The 18,175-nt window shown below is 43.1% G+C and carries 16 protein-coding genes and 1 tRNA gene; 6 read left to right on the forward strand and 11 right to left on the reverse strand.

Annotated features, from left to right (window positions below; translation table 11 throughout):
* Window positions 1-331: 331 nt before the first annotated feature.
* Window positions 332-580, forward strand: coding sequence for a hypothetical protein (locus tag LDO37_RS26390; RefSeq protein WP_126608361.1), 249 nt, complete (start codon window positions 332-334; stop codon window positions 578-580).
* Between the two features lie 128 nt (window positions 581-708).
* On the opposite strand, the gene LDO37_RS26395 is transcribed toward LDO37_RS26390, so the two are convergent.
* A tRNA-Gly gene (locus LDO37_RS26395) sits at window positions 709-783 on the reverse strand.
* Window positions 784-899: 116 nt separating this feature from the next.
* Window positions 900-1,364, reverse strand: a complete 465-nt coding sequence (locus tag LDO37_RS26400) for an Lrp/AsnC family transcriptional regulator (RefSeq protein ID WP_126608360.1) — start codon at window positions 1,362-1,364, stop codon at window positions 900-902.
* A gap of 410 nt (window positions 1,365-1,774) precedes the next feature.
* On the opposite strand from LDO37_RS26400, the gene LDO37_RS26405 reads away from it, so the two are divergent.
* The gene (locus tag LDO37_RS26405; RefSeq protein WP_126610353.1) at window positions 1,775-2,728 is read left to right on the forward strand and encodes a nucleoside recognition domain-containing protein; all 954 of its coding nucleotides are present in this window, start codon (window positions 1,775-1,777) and stop codon (window positions 2,726-2,728) included.
* 35 nt (window positions 2,729-2,763) lie between these two features.
* Here LDO37_RS26405 and LDO37_RS26410 read toward each other — a convergent pair whose 3' ends face one another.
* Entirely contained in the window at window positions 2,764-3,426 is a 663-nt protein-coding gene (locus LDO37_RS26410; RefSeq protein WP_399482030.1) for a DUF1223 domain-containing protein, read from the reverse strand.
* A 128-nt stretch (window positions 3,427-3,554) separates the two neighbouring features.
* Window positions 3,555-4,511: a DHH family phosphoesterase gene (locus tag LDO37_RS26415; RefSeq protein ID WP_126610356.1), complete on the reverse strand. Its 957-nt coding sequence runs from the start codon at window positions 4,509-4,511 to the stop codon at window positions 3,555-3,557.
* 241 nt (window positions 4,512-4,752) lie between these two features.
* Between LDO37_RS26415 and LDO37_RS26420 the strand changes: the two genes are divergently transcribed.
* A complete protein-coding gene (locus LDO37_RS26420; protein WP_126610358.1) occupies window positions 4,753-5,112 on the forward strand; it encodes a diacylglycerol kinase in 360 nt (119 codons plus the stop codon).
* A gap of 87 nt (window positions 5,113-5,199) precedes the next feature.
* Here the strand turns inward: LDO37_RS26420 and LDO37_RS26425 are convergent, their stop codons facing one another.
* Window positions 5,200-5,367, reverse strand: coding sequence for an alternative ribosome-rescue factor A (locus LDO37_RS26425; RefSeq protein ID WP_370693391.1), 168 nt, complete (start codon window positions 5,365-5,367; stop codon window positions 5,200-5,202).
* A gap of 147 nt (window positions 5,368-5,514) precedes the next feature.
* Between LDO37_RS26425 and LDO37_RS26430 the strand changes: the two genes are divergently transcribed.
* A complete protein-coding gene (locus tag LDO37_RS26430) occupies window positions 5,515-6,285 on the forward strand; it encodes a DUF4344 domain-containing metallopeptidase (RefSeq protein ID WP_126610360.1) in 771 nt (256 codons plus the stop codon).
* Between the two features lie 202 nt (window positions 6,286-6,487).
* Window positions 6,488-9,649: an Ig-like domain-containing protein gene (locus LDO37_RS26435; RefSeq protein ID WP_126610362.1), complete on the forward strand. Its 3,162-nt coding sequence runs from the start codon at window positions 6,488-6,490 to the stop codon at window positions 9,647-9,649.
* 88 nt (window positions 9,650-9,737) lie between these two features.
* Here LDO37_RS26435 and LDO37_RS26440 read toward each other — a convergent pair whose 3' ends face one another.
* A complete protein-coding gene (locus LDO37_RS26440) occupies window positions 9,738-10,049 on the reverse strand; it encodes a hypothetical protein (protein WP_126610364.1) in 312 nt (103 codons plus the stop codon).
* Window positions 10,046-11,020: a hypothetical protein gene (locus LDO37_RS26445; protein WP_126610365.1), complete on the reverse strand. Its 975-nt coding sequence runs from the start codon at window positions 11,018-11,020 to the stop codon at window positions 10,046-10,048. The genes LDO37_RS26440 and LDO37_RS26445 overlap by 4 nt, the downstream gene beginning before the upstream one ends.
* 298 nt (window positions 11,021-11,318) lie before the next feature.
* On the opposite strand from LDO37_RS26445, the gene LDO37_RS26450 reads away from it, so the two are divergent.
* Window positions 11,319-11,696, forward strand: coding sequence for a VOC family protein (locus LDO37_RS26450; RefSeq protein ID WP_167404888.1), 378 nt, complete (start codon window positions 11,319-11,321; stop codon window positions 11,694-11,696).
* Window positions 11,697-11,750: 54 nt separating this feature from the next.
* Here the strand turns inward: LDO37_RS26450 and LDO37_RS26455 are convergent, their stop codons facing one another.
* Genes LDO37_RS26455 through sbcD form a run of 4 tightly spaced genes read right to left on the reverse strand, consistent with a single transcriptional unit; the run spans window position 11,751 to window position 17,825 of the window.
* The gene (locus tag LDO37_RS26455) at window positions 11,751-12,365 is read right to left on the reverse strand and encodes a fumarylacetoacetate hydrolase family protein (protein ID WP_126610367.1); all 615 of its coding nucleotides are present in this window, start codon (window positions 12,363-12,365) and stop codon (window positions 11,751-11,753) included.
* 33 nt (window positions 12,366-12,398) lie between these two features.
* Window positions 12,399-12,851, reverse strand: a complete 453-nt coding sequence (locus LDO37_RS26460) for a MarR family winged helix-turn-helix transcriptional regulator (protein ID WP_126610368.1) — start codon at window positions 12,849-12,851, stop codon at window positions 12,399-12,401.
* Between the two features lie 28 nt (window positions 12,852-12,879).
* A complete protein-coding gene (locus LDO37_RS26465; protein WP_126610370.1) occupies window positions 12,880-16,548 on the reverse strand; it encodes an AAA family ATPase in 3,669 nt (1,222 codons plus the stop codon).
* Complete coding sequence (gene sbcD, locus LDO37_RS26470) at window positions 16,545-17,825, reverse strand: exonuclease subunit SbcD (protein WP_126610372.1); 1,281 nt, start codon at window positions 17,823-17,825, stop codon at window positions 16,545-16,547. The genes LDO37_RS26465 and sbcD overlap by 4 nt, the downstream gene beginning before the upstream one ends.
* Window positions 17,826-18,175 lie beyond the last annotated feature (350 nt).

Here is an 18,175-nt window from a genome sequence, read left to right on the forward strand (position 1 = left end):
TCAAACTCAAACAATTGAGCCTTAAAATAAACTTGTTTCACGTATAAGAATGGGTTGCGAAAGTTATATGTAACATCGAAAAATATATTAATCAAATAAATTCAATGACATATTATTAATCATAAAGTAATTGGAAATATGAATTACATAATGAAACATTGACCACCTAGATGTCATATAAGCTACTGGGTAAATTGCATGCACAACGCATAACCTCTAGCTTAACAACACAGAGCAAACGCCTTTAGAAGGCATGCAGTCTGTATTGTTGGTTAGAGTACTCAAAAACAATAAACAACTTTGAGCGACATCGAAGGAATAAAAACAGCATATGAATCAAGACTTTTTAAACCTAACCCGCACCCAAACAGACTTCATACAGCGCCACAACTCACCCTTAATTACGTTATCGATTCAAGTTCATTGCATTGGTAACACAAAAGAAGTGTATACAGTGGCAGACAAACGGAACGCTGTAGGGAAAATAACACTTATAGAGACATACAAACAGATGGATGGTGAGTGGATGTTTAGCACTTCTATCGAAACGTACACGGAGTCCGGTGAGTTCTTAAATTAAGGCATACCTGAGAAAAGCAAGGTGAAGGAGTACGCTCTTTTAATCACGAAAATTCTATAAAGATAAAGCTGGGTATTGATTATTGGTATCTAAAGGGAAGTATAAGAGATTTAAGCAGTACGAAAGGGTGGAGCGTGCAGCGGGAATCGAACCCGCATCATCAGCTTGGAAGGCTGAGGTAATAGCCATTATACGATGCACGCATCATCGTGGAACGAGTTCTATATTGCCACAAGCATTGAGAATTGGAACCCCTAAAGGTCACTTTTTTCTTAGAAACTCAACTGGTTGCTTGATTTTAAATCAACATGAACAAGCATTAATCGAATATTTGAATTCTCGTGTCGTATTTTACCTTGTTCATGGAGATCAAAGTTCGAAAGTTCTTCACGTTTGGATTGGAATACAGCAACTCATCGCAAAGTGATTCATAGCTCTCCATTGTGGGAGAATCAACAATTAATACAAAATCGACCTCGCCCGTCACCTTATAGCACTCTTTTACTGCCATCGACTTGTTTACTTTATCGATGAACGCGCGGTTCAACTCCAGTCGGTCTCGCTCCATGATGACTTCCACAACCATATGAATCATAGGACCAAGCTTCTGATGGTTGATCAAAGCCACTTCCTTGCTGATCACTCCTTCTTCTTTAAGCCGTTTCACTCTTTTAAAACAAGCGGGAGCTGAGAGCCCAACAGACTCCGACAGTTCGACATTAGTGACCGAGCTGTCTTCCTGTAAACGCCTTAAAATGGCTTTGTCTAACTTATCTAAAAACATACTTACCTTACTAAATTTTCACTTCGATAACCGCTTATGGTGAGCCTTGGCTTCTAAAGATATGCGGCTCACTATCGCTTAAATTACGAAACAGGGTCTGCTCGCCCCCAAACAATCTAGCACTTAAGTTTACTCAAGGAATGGCGTTTCACTTTTTAACTTTCGTTATGGAATTCACGTCCAATTTAGCCCAAAAGTCTCGTATGTTGGTGCAGTTTATGCTTCAAAAATTACGCCCCCTCAACACTTTGATTGTGCAGTCATTTTAACTTCTTGAAACATTATTAATGAAATAAGATAGAAAAAGAAATTTATGAAAACATTTCCCTCTTAAAACTAAAATTATTTTCCGCCTCTTGGAATAAAATAGAGACAGCCAAATAACTTACGATAATGAATGAGGAGTGCCTATGAAAGCCATTTGGAAAGGAGGCGTTAACCTAATAAAAGACATAAACCATGTTTATTGGACGCTACTAAAAATAATGGTACCTACTCTCATCGTTGTGAGAGTGTTAGATACGATTGGCGGGACGCAATATCTAGCTTCAGCACTTTCGCCAATAATGGAAGTGTTAGGGCTTCCTCAAGAGTGGGGATTAGTTTGGGCAGTCGCCATTCTCACCAATATCTACACTGCTATGGCGGTTTTCTACGACATTGCGAGCCAATCAAGCTTTACAGGTGCACAAATCTCGGTTCTTGGGCTGCTAATATTGTTCGCGCATTCGTTACCCATTGAAGGTGCGGTAGCAAAAGCGACAGGAGTCCCATGGTGGATAACGCTCTCATTTCGAGTGGGCGGTGGCTTAGTGATTGGATGGATTGCTCATATCACATACCAAATCGGCGGATGGCAGCAATCCCCTGTTTCATTACTCTGGAAACCTGATCCTATTGGTCACAGTTGGTCCCAATGGGTTCTAGACCAGAGCCAAATGTTAATATCGATATACATTATTATTGCCGCATTGATGACCTTGCTAAAACTACTTCGGTTACTGGGAATAGAGAGGTTGCTCCATATAGCCCTCTCCCCACTAATGAAGGGGCTCACCATTGGAAAAGAGGCGACCAACATCACTATTATTGGAATGACGCTAGGGCTAAGCTTTGGTGCTGGATTGCTGATCAATGAGGTAAAGCATGGGAAGGTCTCAAAACGTGACACATTGATCGTCGTCTGCTTCTTGGGCTTATGCCACAGCATTATCGAAGATACCTTATTAATTCTTCTGCTGGGGGCAGACATTTATGCAGTGCTTTGGGGAAGAATAGCGTTCTCGATCATAGTGATCGCGATATGGGCGCGATTAATAAAGCGCCCAAGCCCTCACACCCATATAATTACTGATAGCAAATGATCGTTTGTATTTAAACCAACTGCGATCAACAAACCTCAGCGAATGTAACCCGCAACAGTTTGAACTGGCTGACTCTGATTCCCCTGAGTCAGCCACACAGCGACAGCATCCGCATTATTAGATGCCATGATATTTTGGAAGTCCCAGTGTTGTTCTGCATTCATTTGGTATTTATTCAAAACCACAAAATCATGCTCCAACTCTCGCCCTCTGTTTTCTCCAGCTTTAATCTTTGTTTTTTCATCCATAGCCAGTAAAACTAAGTGCGCTGTATATTTACCTTTCTGATCGTATTTTAATGAGAAGTCATCTTGATTCTTTTCTAGCGTGAGTACCCCGCGATCATTCTGGCTTTTTGTAGGAAGCGGGCTTCGTGAGAAAAATCCACGCCACTCTTTTCCATCAACAACGAACCCAGGCGTATAGACAGAACTGATCGACCCATACGCACGATACAAACGCTGTCTTTGACTGTAAGCAGGATGAGCGAATTCATCTTTCCACCCCAAGTAATCCCAATAGTCGACATGAAACGCAACTGGAATGATCTCTTCCCATAGTTTTGCTGAAGATTGGAATTTACTTAAGAACCGATCGGCTGGCGGGCAACTCGAACACCCTTCAGATGTAAACAACTCAACGAGTTGTGCTGGTTGCCCTTGGTGTGTCCAAGTTTGAGCTGATACAGATGTTGACATTAAGAGGGCTGGCGCACTAAGCCCAAGTATAGTGAAATAGCGGTTGTTCATGGGTGCTGTCCGTTGATTGACTCAAACAGACAGACCTACAAATTCACAAATTTCTTTCATTTTACTTGCAGAGGACCCTAACGGTAGTAGGACTCTATACGTTCAATAAAACGCGGTAAATCGGAAGGCTGTAATGCGTTTATCCCTGCCGCGGCTTCACGCCCTCCCCCAGTTGGAAACTCACTGCAAATTTGCCCAGCACCTTGTTTGTTATTTAACGGTGCGCGCAGGGAAACTGTGTAAGAACCATCTGAATTACTGGTTAAAACCGCGTGAGCAGACGTCGGAGTTGAATTGGCTAAATGGTTCCCTAACACTCCACTAATCCTTCCAGACCAAGGCTCATCGGGTAACTGGATGACCGTTAGCAAATCCGATTTATGGGTCGCGTTCGCTGCTAAAGCGTTAGCAAAGTCATTCTCGTAAGCAGATTTAAGTACGTGATAAGGCGAATCCGACTGCTGAATCGCATCAAATGGAGACGAGTAAGGCAACAAAGCGTTAAACAAATCGGCTGGGTGATAATGCAAATCTTCGACTGCTGCACCGTAACCATTGTAATTCACCAGCGTACCAAACTCTTTTAATTGCTCTTTCTGTGCCTTGGTCAATGGAATTTGATCAGCAAGGGCATCCGCTCGTGCAATCATATTATCGCCGTATGCTGCGGTGATAGCCCACAAGCGGTATTTCCCAGCTAAGAGTTTATCAACAATCAGAGCCGTACAAGTGTTTGGGTCGGTATCAATATGAACTTGAAGATTATCCGCTTCAGGAATGTCGCCCGGTCTATGATGATCGGCGTAGAAAACCTTTGTACCGACCTCAAGCGCATTTAACAAATCGGCTTTGTTCTTTTCCATTGAGATATCGAGAACGGTCAGGTCATCACCTTGCTGAACATCGATTTTACTGATGAGCTTTATGTCACGCTTAACGCCAGTAACGAGAACTGCGTCTTTAGGTTGGTCCAGCCTGAGCTGTAAGAGGGCGATTATGCCATCTGCATCGCCGTTAAAAATATCGTAATTCATCCATATCTCATTCTATTGCACAATCCTTATGCTCAACTCGCTAACGCAACATTGGTAGAGCACACGTATAGAGTAAGTGTTGCCGTAATCCTGTCAACGAATTTAAAACTATGAAAATAGAATAAAATATTCTCTAAAAAACATATGGGATGAACACTATACCAAGCTTTCCGAACCTAGCATCTAGAGGTGACTTAGGTATACAATGCGTGCTTTGTATTGAAAACACTGTAGGAAAATAATGAAACCTGGTGCTACCGGACTTACTCGCGTTGTGCATGCGACACGCTACTCAATGAAAGGTTTAAAAGCGGCGTGGATAAATGAAGCGGCTTTTCGTCAAGAAGTGGTATTACTCGCATTTCTCAGCACATTAACGTTTTTCTTGCCCGTAACTCCGCTAGAACAAGTTGCCATGATAAGTGTTGTGCTTTTGGTGATCATCGTTGAGCTGCTCAATTCTGCCATTGAGGCTGTGGTAGACCGATTTGGTTCAGAATGGAATGAGTTAAGCGGGCGCGCTAAAGACATTGGGTCGGCAGCGGTGTTTGTCGCCTTGTTACTGGCAGGACTTGTCTGGATAGGTATTCTGCTCCTATAGATTTGCCAAGCTACAGGTTTACCAAGCTAAAAAATACCAAAGCTTTAAAACGTTCTTTAACGAAAGAGCCCTATTCGAAGAAAGCGATTATGCCGCTTGCTTTGAATAGGGCTCTTTCCCTTTATGCTTGTTGCCTCGGCTAAAACTGCCTTTTCCTTTCTTCGCTTTAACCACTCGGGTTTTATACAGCTCACTGGTGACTATCGCTTTAAGCGCATTGTCTTGAATCACGCCTCTACCGTGTTCGTGTTGCATCTCAACCACATTTTCAGTGGCAAGCTTCGCATTTTTGCGTTTCTTTGCCATTTTAGGCTCCTTTGTTTAATTCGCAGGCAATATTGGCTTTCGTAGTTAGGAAAGTCAATGCTAATTTTAGAAGCATAACCTCGAAGGAATGTCTTTATGAAATATACATTTTCTACCTGTTTTTTTGCGGCACTGCTTTCTGCCTCCTCATTAGCACAGAACAATATTACTCTTAACTATTTAACGCCACTCAATGACGAAGAGAAGACCGTAAAATCTTTACTCATAGACAGCGGGGTTAACGAATTGGTGGTCGGATTTGGCGACACTCTGTTTCCCTTCAAAAATACACTAACGATTGAATATGGTTCTGACGACGGTCCGCTGTTTGATCCCGAAACCAATAAAGTTCAAATGCCCTACTCTTTCGTCACAGAAGCGCATCACCATTTCGCAAAAAATGATTATCAAAAGAAATACGGCAAGAAACCCGAGCTAGGGGCAATAGATACAGTACTTCACACCCTGATCCACGAACTGGGGCACGCATACATCGCAGACCAGCAGATCCCCGTATTAGGTAAAGAGGAAGATGCAGTTGATAATCTGGCCGCCATCATAATGATTGAGTATGTAGAAAACGGAGCAGATGCCGCTATCAGTGCCGCAGATATGTTTGATTTCGAAACACAAGGACAGCCAGACAAGTACCAACTCGTCGAATATGCTGGTGAGCATAGCTTTAATTTACAGCGTTACTTTCAAACACTGTGCCTTGTTTATGGTAGCGACCCTGAAAAATTTGCTGGCTTACTCGATGAAGTAGGAAAAGAGTATCGAGAGGAAAGAGAGTCTTTTTGCGAATATCAGTACAACACCACCAGAGACAATTGGCACACTTATCTGGGTCAAATAGATAAAGAGTGATGGTGTATACCCAATAAGAGTGGAAACGTATTGTCCATTTTCTTTACGTTCTCCGCTTTTTGTTTAACGCTTTAAAAAACCGACACTTACCCTTCCTATACAATTTTTCTTCCTAAGCACGTTTTGCTTATCTCGTCATTTTTACCCGAGATAGAACTTAACAAACCCAATGTCCTTCCAGACCCAATGCCTGAGCCCAAATATGCATTTAAAAACACTTCTTTTCACCCTTTTACTAAGCAGTCTTGTATCGGGCTGTGGAGGAGAGTCACCCCCCTCTTCTCAATCTAACGGAAATGGAAATAAGCCAACCACTCCAGGAAATCAAAAACCCACTAAACCGACCCAACCAGAACACCAAGTTTCTGATCACGAACTGCTGCCTTATTCTTTCAATGCTGTCGTTCAAGTTGCTGGGCGACCACATACTGTGGAACTGCAAAAATTTTCTGTCAGGCAAGAAAACGCCACCTTTTACGTGTTGAACACAGACAAATCTAGCCAAATAGAACCTCTAAAATACATTCCTGAGGTACGCAGCTACCGAGGCAAAGTGATTGGTCAACCAGAATCGACTATCGTCGGGTATGTTGATGGCAATAATCAGTTTTATGGCAGAGTTTTTTATGGTGGTATCAAATCTTGGGAGATAAGGAATCTCAACGTAAAAACAAAATCAACGGTTGTTGCCAGTGCATCCACAACGCTGAATCGGTCACCAGAAGATTTGAAACCAATCTCAACCTCTCATGTACTTCCTGAGCCTTCTTTAGAGAGCCCAATACCAAGTATGAAGGATTTCTACTTACAAAGAGCAGATATCACTTTTCATGCAACGGAAGACAGTTACACAAAAATATTCGGAAAAAATCTAGAGTCAGCCATTGGCGGCATGGATTACATAGCAAATTTACTGGACTATTTGTTTACAAGAGATGCGCTGATTCGTTTCAGTTACCCCGGTGGCTTGATCACTCAGAAATCAGGGAGTGTTACTCAACCAGCTCAGCAAACGGCACTCAGAAATGCATTAAAAGGCAAATTCTCGTTGTTTCACTATTTCACTGGTCCAAGAAACTCCGGCGCAAATGCTGGGCTTACCAGCTTCTGTGAATTCAGTCTATCGGCTTGGTGTACGCTGCATGAAGTCGGTCATGCATTTAATTTGGGGCATGATATTGGGGTAGAAACCAACAGTGTTATGGGTGCGGTTGAACTGATCCCAACCAATGCAATATCGGTGATCAAATCTTCTCCAGCAGCAACACGAGGAACGATTGTTGGAGCATTGCGGTCCCCTATAAGCCCTAACGCGAATATCGATCACATTGATGTGTCGCGAGATGGTCAAGCCACGCTCAATGTGTTGGACAATGATTTCGATGCCAACGGTCCACTTTCTGGAGGTACTATCAAAATTCATAGTGTGGACACGCGCTCGCTTGCCTATGGCAATATCTCTTGGGATTCCAATGGTAAAGTCACCTACCAAGCGCCTAAAGGGTTTGTTGGAGACGACCACTTTCATTACACCATCATTGATGACACTGGGATGAAAGACGAATCGGAAGTCCATGTAAAAGTCATATCCGATTCTAGAGTCGCCTTTTTTAAGAAAAGTAACGCTACTCGCCACACCAATCTACAACCCTACAACACAACAAAATATAGAACGACCCCAGTGGACCAAGTTCATAACCTCGCGGGCAAAGAACAATTTATTTCGCTTCTTCACAGCAACGCTAAGTACCCAAATTTAGGGTTTACCCAGCAAGTATTAAAAGAAGGCGGATACGATACCGTTTATGAAAAAAACAACACGATGGCACTACGTGACTATATGCCGCACGAGCTCGCCCCCGGTCGTTCCAGCTTTTCGGTGTCGTTAGTACTCACTCAAGACAATGATTTTATTTCTCGTGATAGTAATGGTGACTTTCACAAAACCATCCAAGAGCTTTCATTGATAGGGCAAGGGAAACTCGATGACGGCTACGCTTTGTCATATTTTAACGGCAATCAACATCGCGTTGCGCTGAACGGATCACCTGCTAAGGGGCTAGGATGGACGCTGGTGTCTCGCCAGTTCTTCACTCAGCAACGTTTTAGCCAGCGCCCACATGAGATTCATGCGTTTGCCTCACCGGATTCGGTCACAGTGAATGACAATAAGCCACATGTCATCACTTGGGTAATCAATCGAGAAGCAAACACGGTGACGACTTACGTCGATGGCGTAGCTATCCCAATGGCATTAGACAGCAATCCGACTCACTTTGTAGAAGATGTACCTTTGCCTGCAGATTTTGGGGGAATTTATCCTGGTGGAACACATTATTGGTACAGTTCCGGGAGAGATTTACATACAGAGTCTTACGGCCCTTGGTTTATGAGAACCACAAACTCCGATGCTGGGAAGAAAAACCCGAGTATCTGGGAAACATCAACGGAGTTCCTCTCCAAAAACATGGACGTCGATAACGTACAGATTTTCACTTATGCGTTGGCTCCTGCACAAGTCACACAAATTGCTCAGGGAGTTTACCCTGCTTATACGAATTCACCTTATAACGGTCAGGCGGTATTCTTCGATAAGCCCATTACGTTGACATGGGAACATGATAAAGCCAGCAGCTTCAAACTGGTGTATGGCTATGAGCCATCCCTCAAGCATCCAAAGTTCTCTCAAGAAATAGGGGCAAGAAACACTCAAACGGTCGCAATTAATGATGCCCATGAAGCCTTATATTGGCGTATCGATAGTAATGTAAATGGAAAATGGGTAACTGGGCACACTTGGTCTGTTCGAAATCAACTCCAGATTGGGAATATGTTGTCACTCTCGTTTACCCAAGACGAGCTAACCAATTCGGCGCAAACAAATGCTGCTCCGTGGAGGAAGAACATCGAAGAGGACTTCGGTAACGTCAGCGTAAAGGTCAGTAATCAAACGGACTCTAATGGACGCTCAACACTATTGCTGCGAGGTGACAACGCCAACATCACATTTACCAACAATGGTGGTCGAGAGATTAAGCAACTCAACGTATCGCTGGGATCCTATAACCAAGAGAAAGTTGGCGAGCTCGCGATCCAGTACCGCTCAGGCAGCCAATGGAAAGACGCAAAAGTACTGCATAAAAATGGATTGCCGACAGGGCAAAATTACAACGGCATGTACTCACACTCTTCCGGAGTGGGAAACGGAAAAGGCGGACCGGGAAAAAATCGTTATGCACCAGCATCTACTGATAATTTAAGTTCATATAAAGTGTCATTTCCATCTGGGGTCTTTGAAGCGAGAATCATTGTTCGAGGACATAAAAACGTTGTGGCGATCATAGACCACGTGACTTTGATGTAGAAAGGTTGGATAGAGATTAGGGTTAACAGACCTTAATCTCTACTCATTCAAACTGATACCCAAGTGACCTAAAGGTACTTGGGTATACTCAAACTACTGCGTCCAAAATTTTATCAATGGCCTCAATCACCTTCTTGGAAATCTTCAATAGTTTGGCGTGAGAATCCAGAGCGTCTTCGGCCTCTATCGCTACGTTTTGCTGTTGTTTTAGCAGTTCGATGGCAATCGCAACCTCACTCGAAGGCTTCTCCGATTTTGCCAATACCCAGCGATCCAGCCGTATAAACAACTCATGCTGTTGCTCTCGAATCTCGAATTGTTCGTCACCGGTTGCTGATTGCGCTGCGCGGTTAAGCGCCTTCATACTAGCTTGAATTTCTTTGAAAACGGCGTCCGTCATTTGTCTTGTCCTTTGCAACTTAGCTTACTATCAATGACCTCAACACCTTCTTCACAGTTTTCTAGTAAACCTTTTGTTGTATTGAATCGCGCAGTGACGTCTTTCATCCTAGCTTGAGTTTGTACCAACGTCGCCTTAGTAAACGTTCCGCTATTGAGGCTTTCTGCCACCTGATTGTGGCTCATTCGGAAAGTATCAATGGCTTTGATCGTTTGCTGTACGAGAATTGGTGTCGCGGCCATTTCTTCCCATTGCGCATACAATCGCTCTATCTCATCTCGGCTGGCTTTTAGTGGCATCTGACGAATGTTTGCTCTTCGATTGAAATCCTGAACTTCTTCGCTTAAAACGTATGAACGTGATAGATAGATTGCTGTACCAATTTGATGTTCTTCAATCAATTCGACTAACCTGAGACTAAGCTGAGAAACAATTGCATCGGAGTTTGTAATGACTTTTTTAAGCGCCCGCTGCTTTTTATCTTCACTGTAGCTCCCAACTAGAGCCACCAGCGCACTTTGAGCTATCCCTTCCTTTTCTTTCGGTATGGGCAGGCTAACCCATTGTGACGACTCTGCGGCTTGATACAAATTCAAAGCTGCCAACTCCGCATCAGCCTCATTATTGGCAGAAGCCAGATCATTAAGCGCTTTTGAATAAGCAAGAAGCGCTTTTGATATTGCAATAATGGGGGAATTTTCTGGAAGTTGGTAAGTTGCTAAAGGCTCAAACTCATCGGAATTTAGCTTTGCTTTAGAGGAACCATTATATTTAGCCGCAAGATGGGTGAGATCGCGGTGAGATTTCGCCTGATTGTATTCACTAACGACCCCAGATACATGTTCAAGCATGTTGGTCGCAGACTGGCTGAAATCTGCAACTTTATTTTCCGGTACGTTAGAGCACCCCGAAAGTACCAATATCGTAGCCATTGCTACTGCATTTTTCGTAAACATCCTTTTAACTTTCATCGCTCACTTCATGTGTTGAAAAACATACTTGCACATATAATGTTGACTATTTGTGACTTCATGCACGAATTTTTAGATAACACCACCCTGTCCGGCATTTAATTACATCTTTAATTTCAGTAGTTTATATTTATAGCACTGCGTATAATTGAGCATAATCACTTGGTTGTTCCTTAATATGAGACCCTTACTTCATTAGCCGATATATGTTACAAAGTTTGCGTAGGCTAACGCTACGCTCGCTCTTTTATCTCGGTGCTAGAATTACACCCGAGTAGACAATTTGAAAGGAAACATGATGTCTGTTGATCGATTGATGACCACACTTTGTACCCACAACTTACTCGCATCTAAACAATTTTATCAAACACTGTTTGGGTTTAATGTAGGCTTTGAAAGTGAGTGGTTTATCCAGTTGGTCCACCCCAAAAGCAATGTTGAATTGGGGCTTATCACAGCAGAACATGAATTGGTTCCCCCTCGGTATCAGGGAGCGGCTAGTGGCTTATTTGTTACTCTTGTCGTCGAAGATGTCGACGCTGTATTTAAAGCCGCTGAACAGAAAAATTACGTTGTTCTTCAAACGCCTGAACCCACATTTTATGGTCAAAAAAGGCTATTATTAGAAGACCCGGCTGGCGTTCTTGTTGATGTTTCCACACCACTTCCTATCTGACGTCGCTTTATTACGCATGATCCAGAAACATAAGATAGCAGAAACGGGATAGTGCTATTTTGCTACCCATTCCGTTTCGATCAATGTTTTATCTTGGCATTTAATGCGCGCTAAAAAGAGATCGCCCTTTTCAATGGTTCCGACTCCTTTTGGCGTGCCCGTCATAATGACATCGCCATCCTCCAAACTGGTGTAACTTTGCAGCTCATCCAAAATTTGAAGCGGCGGATAGAGCATATCTTTAGTGCCACCAGACTGAACACGAACACAGTTTATGAAGAGTTCTAAGGTCAAATTGGGTAAATCTCGCTGAGAAATAGGAACAAATCGGCTGAATACAGCACTGCCATCAAATGCCTTTGCTCTCTCCCATGGTAGCCCTTTGCCTTTCAGATTGGATTGAAGTGTTCGCTTGGTTAAATCCAACCCAAATCCAACATAGCTAAGCTTACCTTCCATTATCACAAAGCAAATTTCTCCTTCGTAGTGAAGCGTTTCACCGTGGAATGAGTGGAGCGTAGAACTGATGGAACTATTGGGTTTATTGAACACCACCATTTGGTCTGGAACACTGTTGTTCAGCTCAGCAATATGTTCTGAATAATTTCGACCAACACATAGTACTTTTGAGGGTGTCACTGTCCGTTGTTCAACCTGAATGGTGTTCATCGCTAATCCTTGAGTTAATGGTTCATCCTAAAGTTAGTCGCGATCGAGCTTATTGAGCAGCTTTTCACATAGCTGCTTCATTTGAATCAAATCTTCAAGATCCATATCTAAAGCACACAGCATGGCACTTGGCACTTTTTCAGCTTCTAACTTCAGTTCTTGTCCTTGCTCGGTTAGATGCAGCTCTCTCACACGCTCGTCATGTTGTGCTCGCCGCCTTTCCACCAGCCCTTTGCTCGAAAGCCGTTTCAGTAGTGGCGTAAGTGTACCTGAATCTAAATAGAGTTTATTGCCTAGCTCTTTGACATTAATACCATTTTGTGACCAAAGCACCATCATTACCAGATATTGCGGATAGGTAAGATCAAGCTTTTCAAGCAGCGGGCGATAAGCACGTACCACGGCATTGGTAGCGCTATAAAGTGGAAAGCAAAATTGATTTTCCAATTGTAGAACTTTTCCGCTCTCTATATCTTTCTTCGTCATTATTTGTTCTAAACCCTAATATGCCAATTTATACTCGATATTCGGATGCGAGCTCACTGATGCCAAGCCCACTTTTCTTAGACACTTTTAATTGAACCGGAATACGTTCTTTCATCGCCTCAATATGGCTAATAACACCGATCATTTTTCCAGACGCGTTTAAGCTATCCAAAGCATCCAATGCTATATCCAAAGTTTGCGCATCCAATGTGCCAAAGCCTTCATCTAAGAATAATGAGTCTATACTCGTCTTGTGACTCACAAGATCGGATAAAGCCAGCGCCAATGCTAGGCTCACCAAGAAGCTTTCGCCTCCAGACAGTGTTTTCGTATCGCGTTCACTGTCGCCTTGCCATAAATCCAGCACACTGAGCTCTAAGCCTTCACCTTGCTTGCGTTGCAATTGATATCGACCGTACAAGCGAGAGAGCTGCTTATTCGCCAGATGAATCAAGTTGTCGAGTGTTAAGCCTTGTGCGAACTTTCTGAATTTATCGCCTTTTTGGGAACCAATCATGGAATGCAGATACTGGATATCATCGTAGACGACCCGATAGCTCTCTATTTCTTCAAAAAGCGCCGCCTGATCATTTCGCCTTTGCTGATCCGATGCCAACTCTTGGTTAATTTCCCCTTCCCGCTTGGTTCGCAGATCCAGTGCTTGCTGAACTTCCTCTAGTTTAAAAGCCAGCGCTTCTAAGCTGTCTTTATCCCATTCGGGGGCATTAACGTGCTCATTCATTTCCTTCAGTTTCTTTCTGCAACTTTCAAGTAACGTTTGAGACTGCGTGATAGCATGGCTAAGGCTTTGTTGAAGCGCCTTTAATCTACCTTTTTCATCCTCAGACAACAGCGCGGTTTGGTACGCTTCTGTGTTCTCAAATGGGCTGGTTTCCAGAGCTGTTAGCCAAGAGCTTTCGGCTTCTTTAAGCGATTTTTCTGTGACATCTAAGTTTGTAATCAAGGTCGATTTTTTGCCTAGCGCGTTCGCTAGTTTTTCTTGAGACAGTTTTAGCTGACCATCAACACTCTTGTGCAAGTTATCTAGAGTCGTCACTTTTTCACGAATTTGATTTCGTTCATTAGTAACCACCTTGTCTTTAAAGGCTTCAAAACGCTTCGACTTAACCTCAGTCAGAGCATGCTCTGTATTTTTTACTTGCTGAAGCTGGACGTTTAATTCATTCGATAATTCTGCTTTCTGCTTTGCCAAAGTATCGGAGTGGTTTTGAGTAACCGCGATGCTCTGCTTTAACTCTTCTAACCTTTGAGTGGACTGTTGATACTCTGAAATTTGTTTTTCCAATCCTTCAAACCACTGTTGGGTGTTTTGAGAAGGAAAACTCAGCCCTAAAGATTCAACCTGGTATTTAAACTCGTTTTCGGCTGTTTGTGTTTCTTTAGTTAAATCCTGAGATCTAGCGAGTAATTCTTTGGTCATTGACTCGGACATTTGTAAGTCTTTATCCAGTAACTGCAACCGCCCATCTAATTGCTGTAATTTTTCAGATAGCTCATTTTTGCGCTTTTGAGTGTGTTCTAACTCTTTGAATGCGGATTTATTCTGTGAAAGGTGTGTTTTGGTAAACGTAATTCTTTGTTCCAAACCTTTAACTGCATTCAATGCGCTGTTTGTATCTTCAATAGAGATCGGCACTTCCAGATTTGGTACTTTCTGATACCACTCAGAAGCAATTTTCCCTAGCTCAACTTGAAATGAATCGGCTTTCTCTTGGTTCTCTTTTTGGTGACGTTCTAACGTGCTCACTTGAACCGAAAGTGCTTCACCAGATTGTTTAATCTCTTCGAGTTGTCTTTCAGCTTCACGCTTTTTTGACACAGTTTCAGGTAGTGCTTCAATACCATTTTCCAGTATAGGGTGCTCTAAACCACCGCACAGAGGACAAGGGGTATCCGGAGACAATTGAGCGCGGTACACTGCCAAATGCTCCTCTTGAGACACCAACTGATGCAGGGATTGCACCAGTTGATTCTGAGACTTGTATTGTGATCGCATGCTATCGCGTTGTGTAAGCAATACTGCGAGATCTGATTTCTGCTTATCTCGTTCCTGATCGAGATTTCGTTTCTCGTTGTTTAACTCGCTCCAGCGCTCCTGACTATGCTGAAGCTGTAACGTCAAAATTAGCTGTTGATTTAGCCGCTCCAACTCTGAATCCAGACTCTCGACCGTGCCATTTTGACAAAGTGCCTGAAAAGCAGCGGTGGCTTTTGTTTCTTCATCATTCAGCTGTTGATAAGCAGGGGTGAGCTGCAACTTCTCCGATTCTAGCTGGCTCTTTTTCCTTGCATGCTCACTGAGCTCAGACTCTGCCTGCTTTAGCTTTTGGATTAGGTGTTGGCTTTCCTGCCATTGGTTTTGAATAAGAGAGGTTTGTACTTTCCACTTTTCTAAGTTTGGGGCAACCTGCGCAAGCGTTTCATTTTGCTTTAGAAACAGCTCCGTATTCCGCAATTCATTACTTTGAGATACCGCCAATAGCTCAATGCGCTTTAATTCCTCTTGCATGTCATTAAGTTTGGCTTCGGATTGTGCCACCGACTTTGACTCTGTCTGTATCTTGTTTGCCAGTTGTTCCATTTGGTTATCCAACGGTAAAACCGTCTGAGTAATCAAATCTTCTAGATCATGCTGCTCTTTTTTGGCGTTAACGAGCGCTTGCTGGGCTTCATCAAGCTTTTGATTCAGGGATTGGAAAGCCTCTTCTAATTCCGTCGTTTCACGAGTTAAGCCAGTGATTTCAAGTTGCTGCTGCGAATGAGACTGATGCAGTTCGATACACTTGGAATAGAGTGGTTGAAGGCGTTCAGCGGGCTCAGAAAACGAGAGCTTGTCAAGGTCGTTTTGTGATTCTAATTGAGATTTCTGTGCGGCTTCCAGTGCAACTTCTGCACTTTGAAGCTCTTTTTCTAAACTCGCTTTATCATTCTTCCAACGGATGCTCATGTCTAATTGCTGTTTAGACAATTTAGCGTCGGATTGCAGGGGAGCCAAGCTATCGAGCTCCGCTTTCAATTCACTGCAATATTCCGCACTGAGTAACTGCACGCCTTGCGCTTTAGACTCTAGCGCGACCATTTTCTGTTTGGATTCTGACCAATATTGATGAACGCGCTCCGATATCAAGCCATAAATTTCGGTACCCGTTAGCTCTTCTAGCAGCTCCGCTCTTTCTGACTCTTTCGCATTAAGAAACGCAGCGAATTGCCCTTGAGAAAGCATCATTGATTTAGTGAAACGATCGAAGTCTAGACCCGTTACGTGCTCAACAACTTCTAATTTCTTTTTGGCTTGTGAGGCAATGATTTTGTTGTTTTCAACTTCAGCGAGTTCGACAACGGCTGCCTGTAGGTTCCCGTCGGATTTGCCATGGGAACGTCTCATACTCCAAAACGCACGATATGCTTTCCCTTTAACGTCAAATTCAACCTCAGAGAGGCATTCGGCTTCTCCTCTTGTCATCACTTCATTGTTGGAAGGCGTGAGCAACCCAAGGCGTGGTGTTTTGTGATAAATCGCTAAGCATATAGCATCGAGAAGCGTGGTTTTTCCTGCCCCCGTAGAGCCTGTAATGGCAAAAAGCCCATTATCGTTAAAGGGCGCTTGGGTGAAGTCTATTTTCCACTCACCTTTGAGCGAATTGAGGTTTTTGAATCTTAAAGAGAGGATCTTCATATCATTGATTCCTCTACTTCCGACACTATCTTCAAAAATGTGTGTTGTAATCGCACCTTTCTTTCAAGCTCTTCTTCAGATTCAAACACCTCTTGACCCAACCTTTTCTCAAACACATCAGCTGGTTTAAGCTCATCTAACGTCTCGCTCTTTTCTTGCGTCAGTGACTTTCTGCGTGAAGACTGGCTGCGTTTAAGTTGCAGCACTTCTACAGGTAAGTTCTCAACCAGTAGCTGAATACGCTGTTGAAGATCGGAAAGATAGTCGTCTATTTCTACCTCAATGCTAACCCACGTTGAGCCATCTCCAACCCGATGTTCATTCTGAACCTCTTTTGACGAATGCTCATCTAACTGGTAATCATTGAGCTGAGTTTCAATTTCAGCTAAAGAGCCTGAAATGGTTGCCATTGCTTGGAAGCGAGGAACAAAAATAGGTGTGATGGTTGGTGAGATATTTTGTTCAAAATCCAGCAACAATACTTGTTTCTCTGATTTCAATTCATCAAAGCTTAACGGAATAGGTGAGCCGCAATAACGAATGTGTTCCTTTTTAGCCACTATTTGGGGGCGATGAATATGCCCCAGCGCGATGTAGTCTGCGGGGGGAAAACCATCTGCGGCAAACCCTTCTAGGCTGCCTATATAAATATCCCTGACCGATTCAGATTGTTTCACTCCCATTGCAGTGAGATGCCCAGTCGCAACAATAGGGATAGCTCTATCTGAGCTTGCACGTTGTAATTCTTTTTGTCTAATAAGTGCGTGGCTATAAACGCTCGCATAATGCGTTTTAATCGCATCTGCCAACGCTACTTTTTTGTCTATCGATGATTCACCAGATTGACTGACCACCAGATCCCTTGGCCGTAAAAAAGGTATAGCGCACAGTAAAGCACCAATATCACCCTTGTCGTCTTTTAGTTCTATTACTTGCTGATCATTTTCTTCAAGACTGCTCGCGATTACGTGCGTATTGAGATAAGCGAGAATCTGCTTTGTTTCATTCAGTACTGAAACAGAATCGTGGTTACCACCCAAAACAACCAACGCACACTGCGTTTTTTGCAGTGCAACAACAAATTGGTTGTACATTTCTCGAGCATAGCTTGGCGGCGAGCCCGTATCAAAAATGTCACCCGCGACAATCAGCGCGTTAACTTGATGCTCAGTGATCTGCTCTAGAAGCCAGTCTAAAAAAGCCTGATGTTCGTTTTTTCTGCTCTTGGTGTAGAAGTTTTGACCTAAGTGCCAGTCTGAAGTGTGAATGATCCGCATGTCATTGTTTTTTTCGTTTTTATCATGCAGCCAGTTTATACCTAAGTAACCTCAAGATGCTAGAAAATGGTATTAGGGTAATAACAGGCAGTATTTAGGCGTATCACTTGGTTAATGAAGTGCAGGTAAGAGTCTAGGGTCTGTTGACCTTTCGAGATGATTTTTGCAGCAATTTGTGGGTGATTTATACAAGGCAGAGCTTGTTCGGTGTAGTCGCTCTACATCAATAAGCGATAACGCAGTAGAAATAAGCCACAAATGCTGCCCAAAGGGTTCGACTAGGCGTCCCCGCTCTATACCTTTTACTCTTTGTTGCAAGGTATTTGCTTAGAATGACTAGGCTACACACC

It is taken from the genome of Vibrio penaeicida (assembly GCF_019977755.1).
GTDB lineage: Bacteria > Pseudomonadota > Gammaproteobacteria > Enterobacterales > Vibrionaceae > Vibrio > Vibrio penaeicida.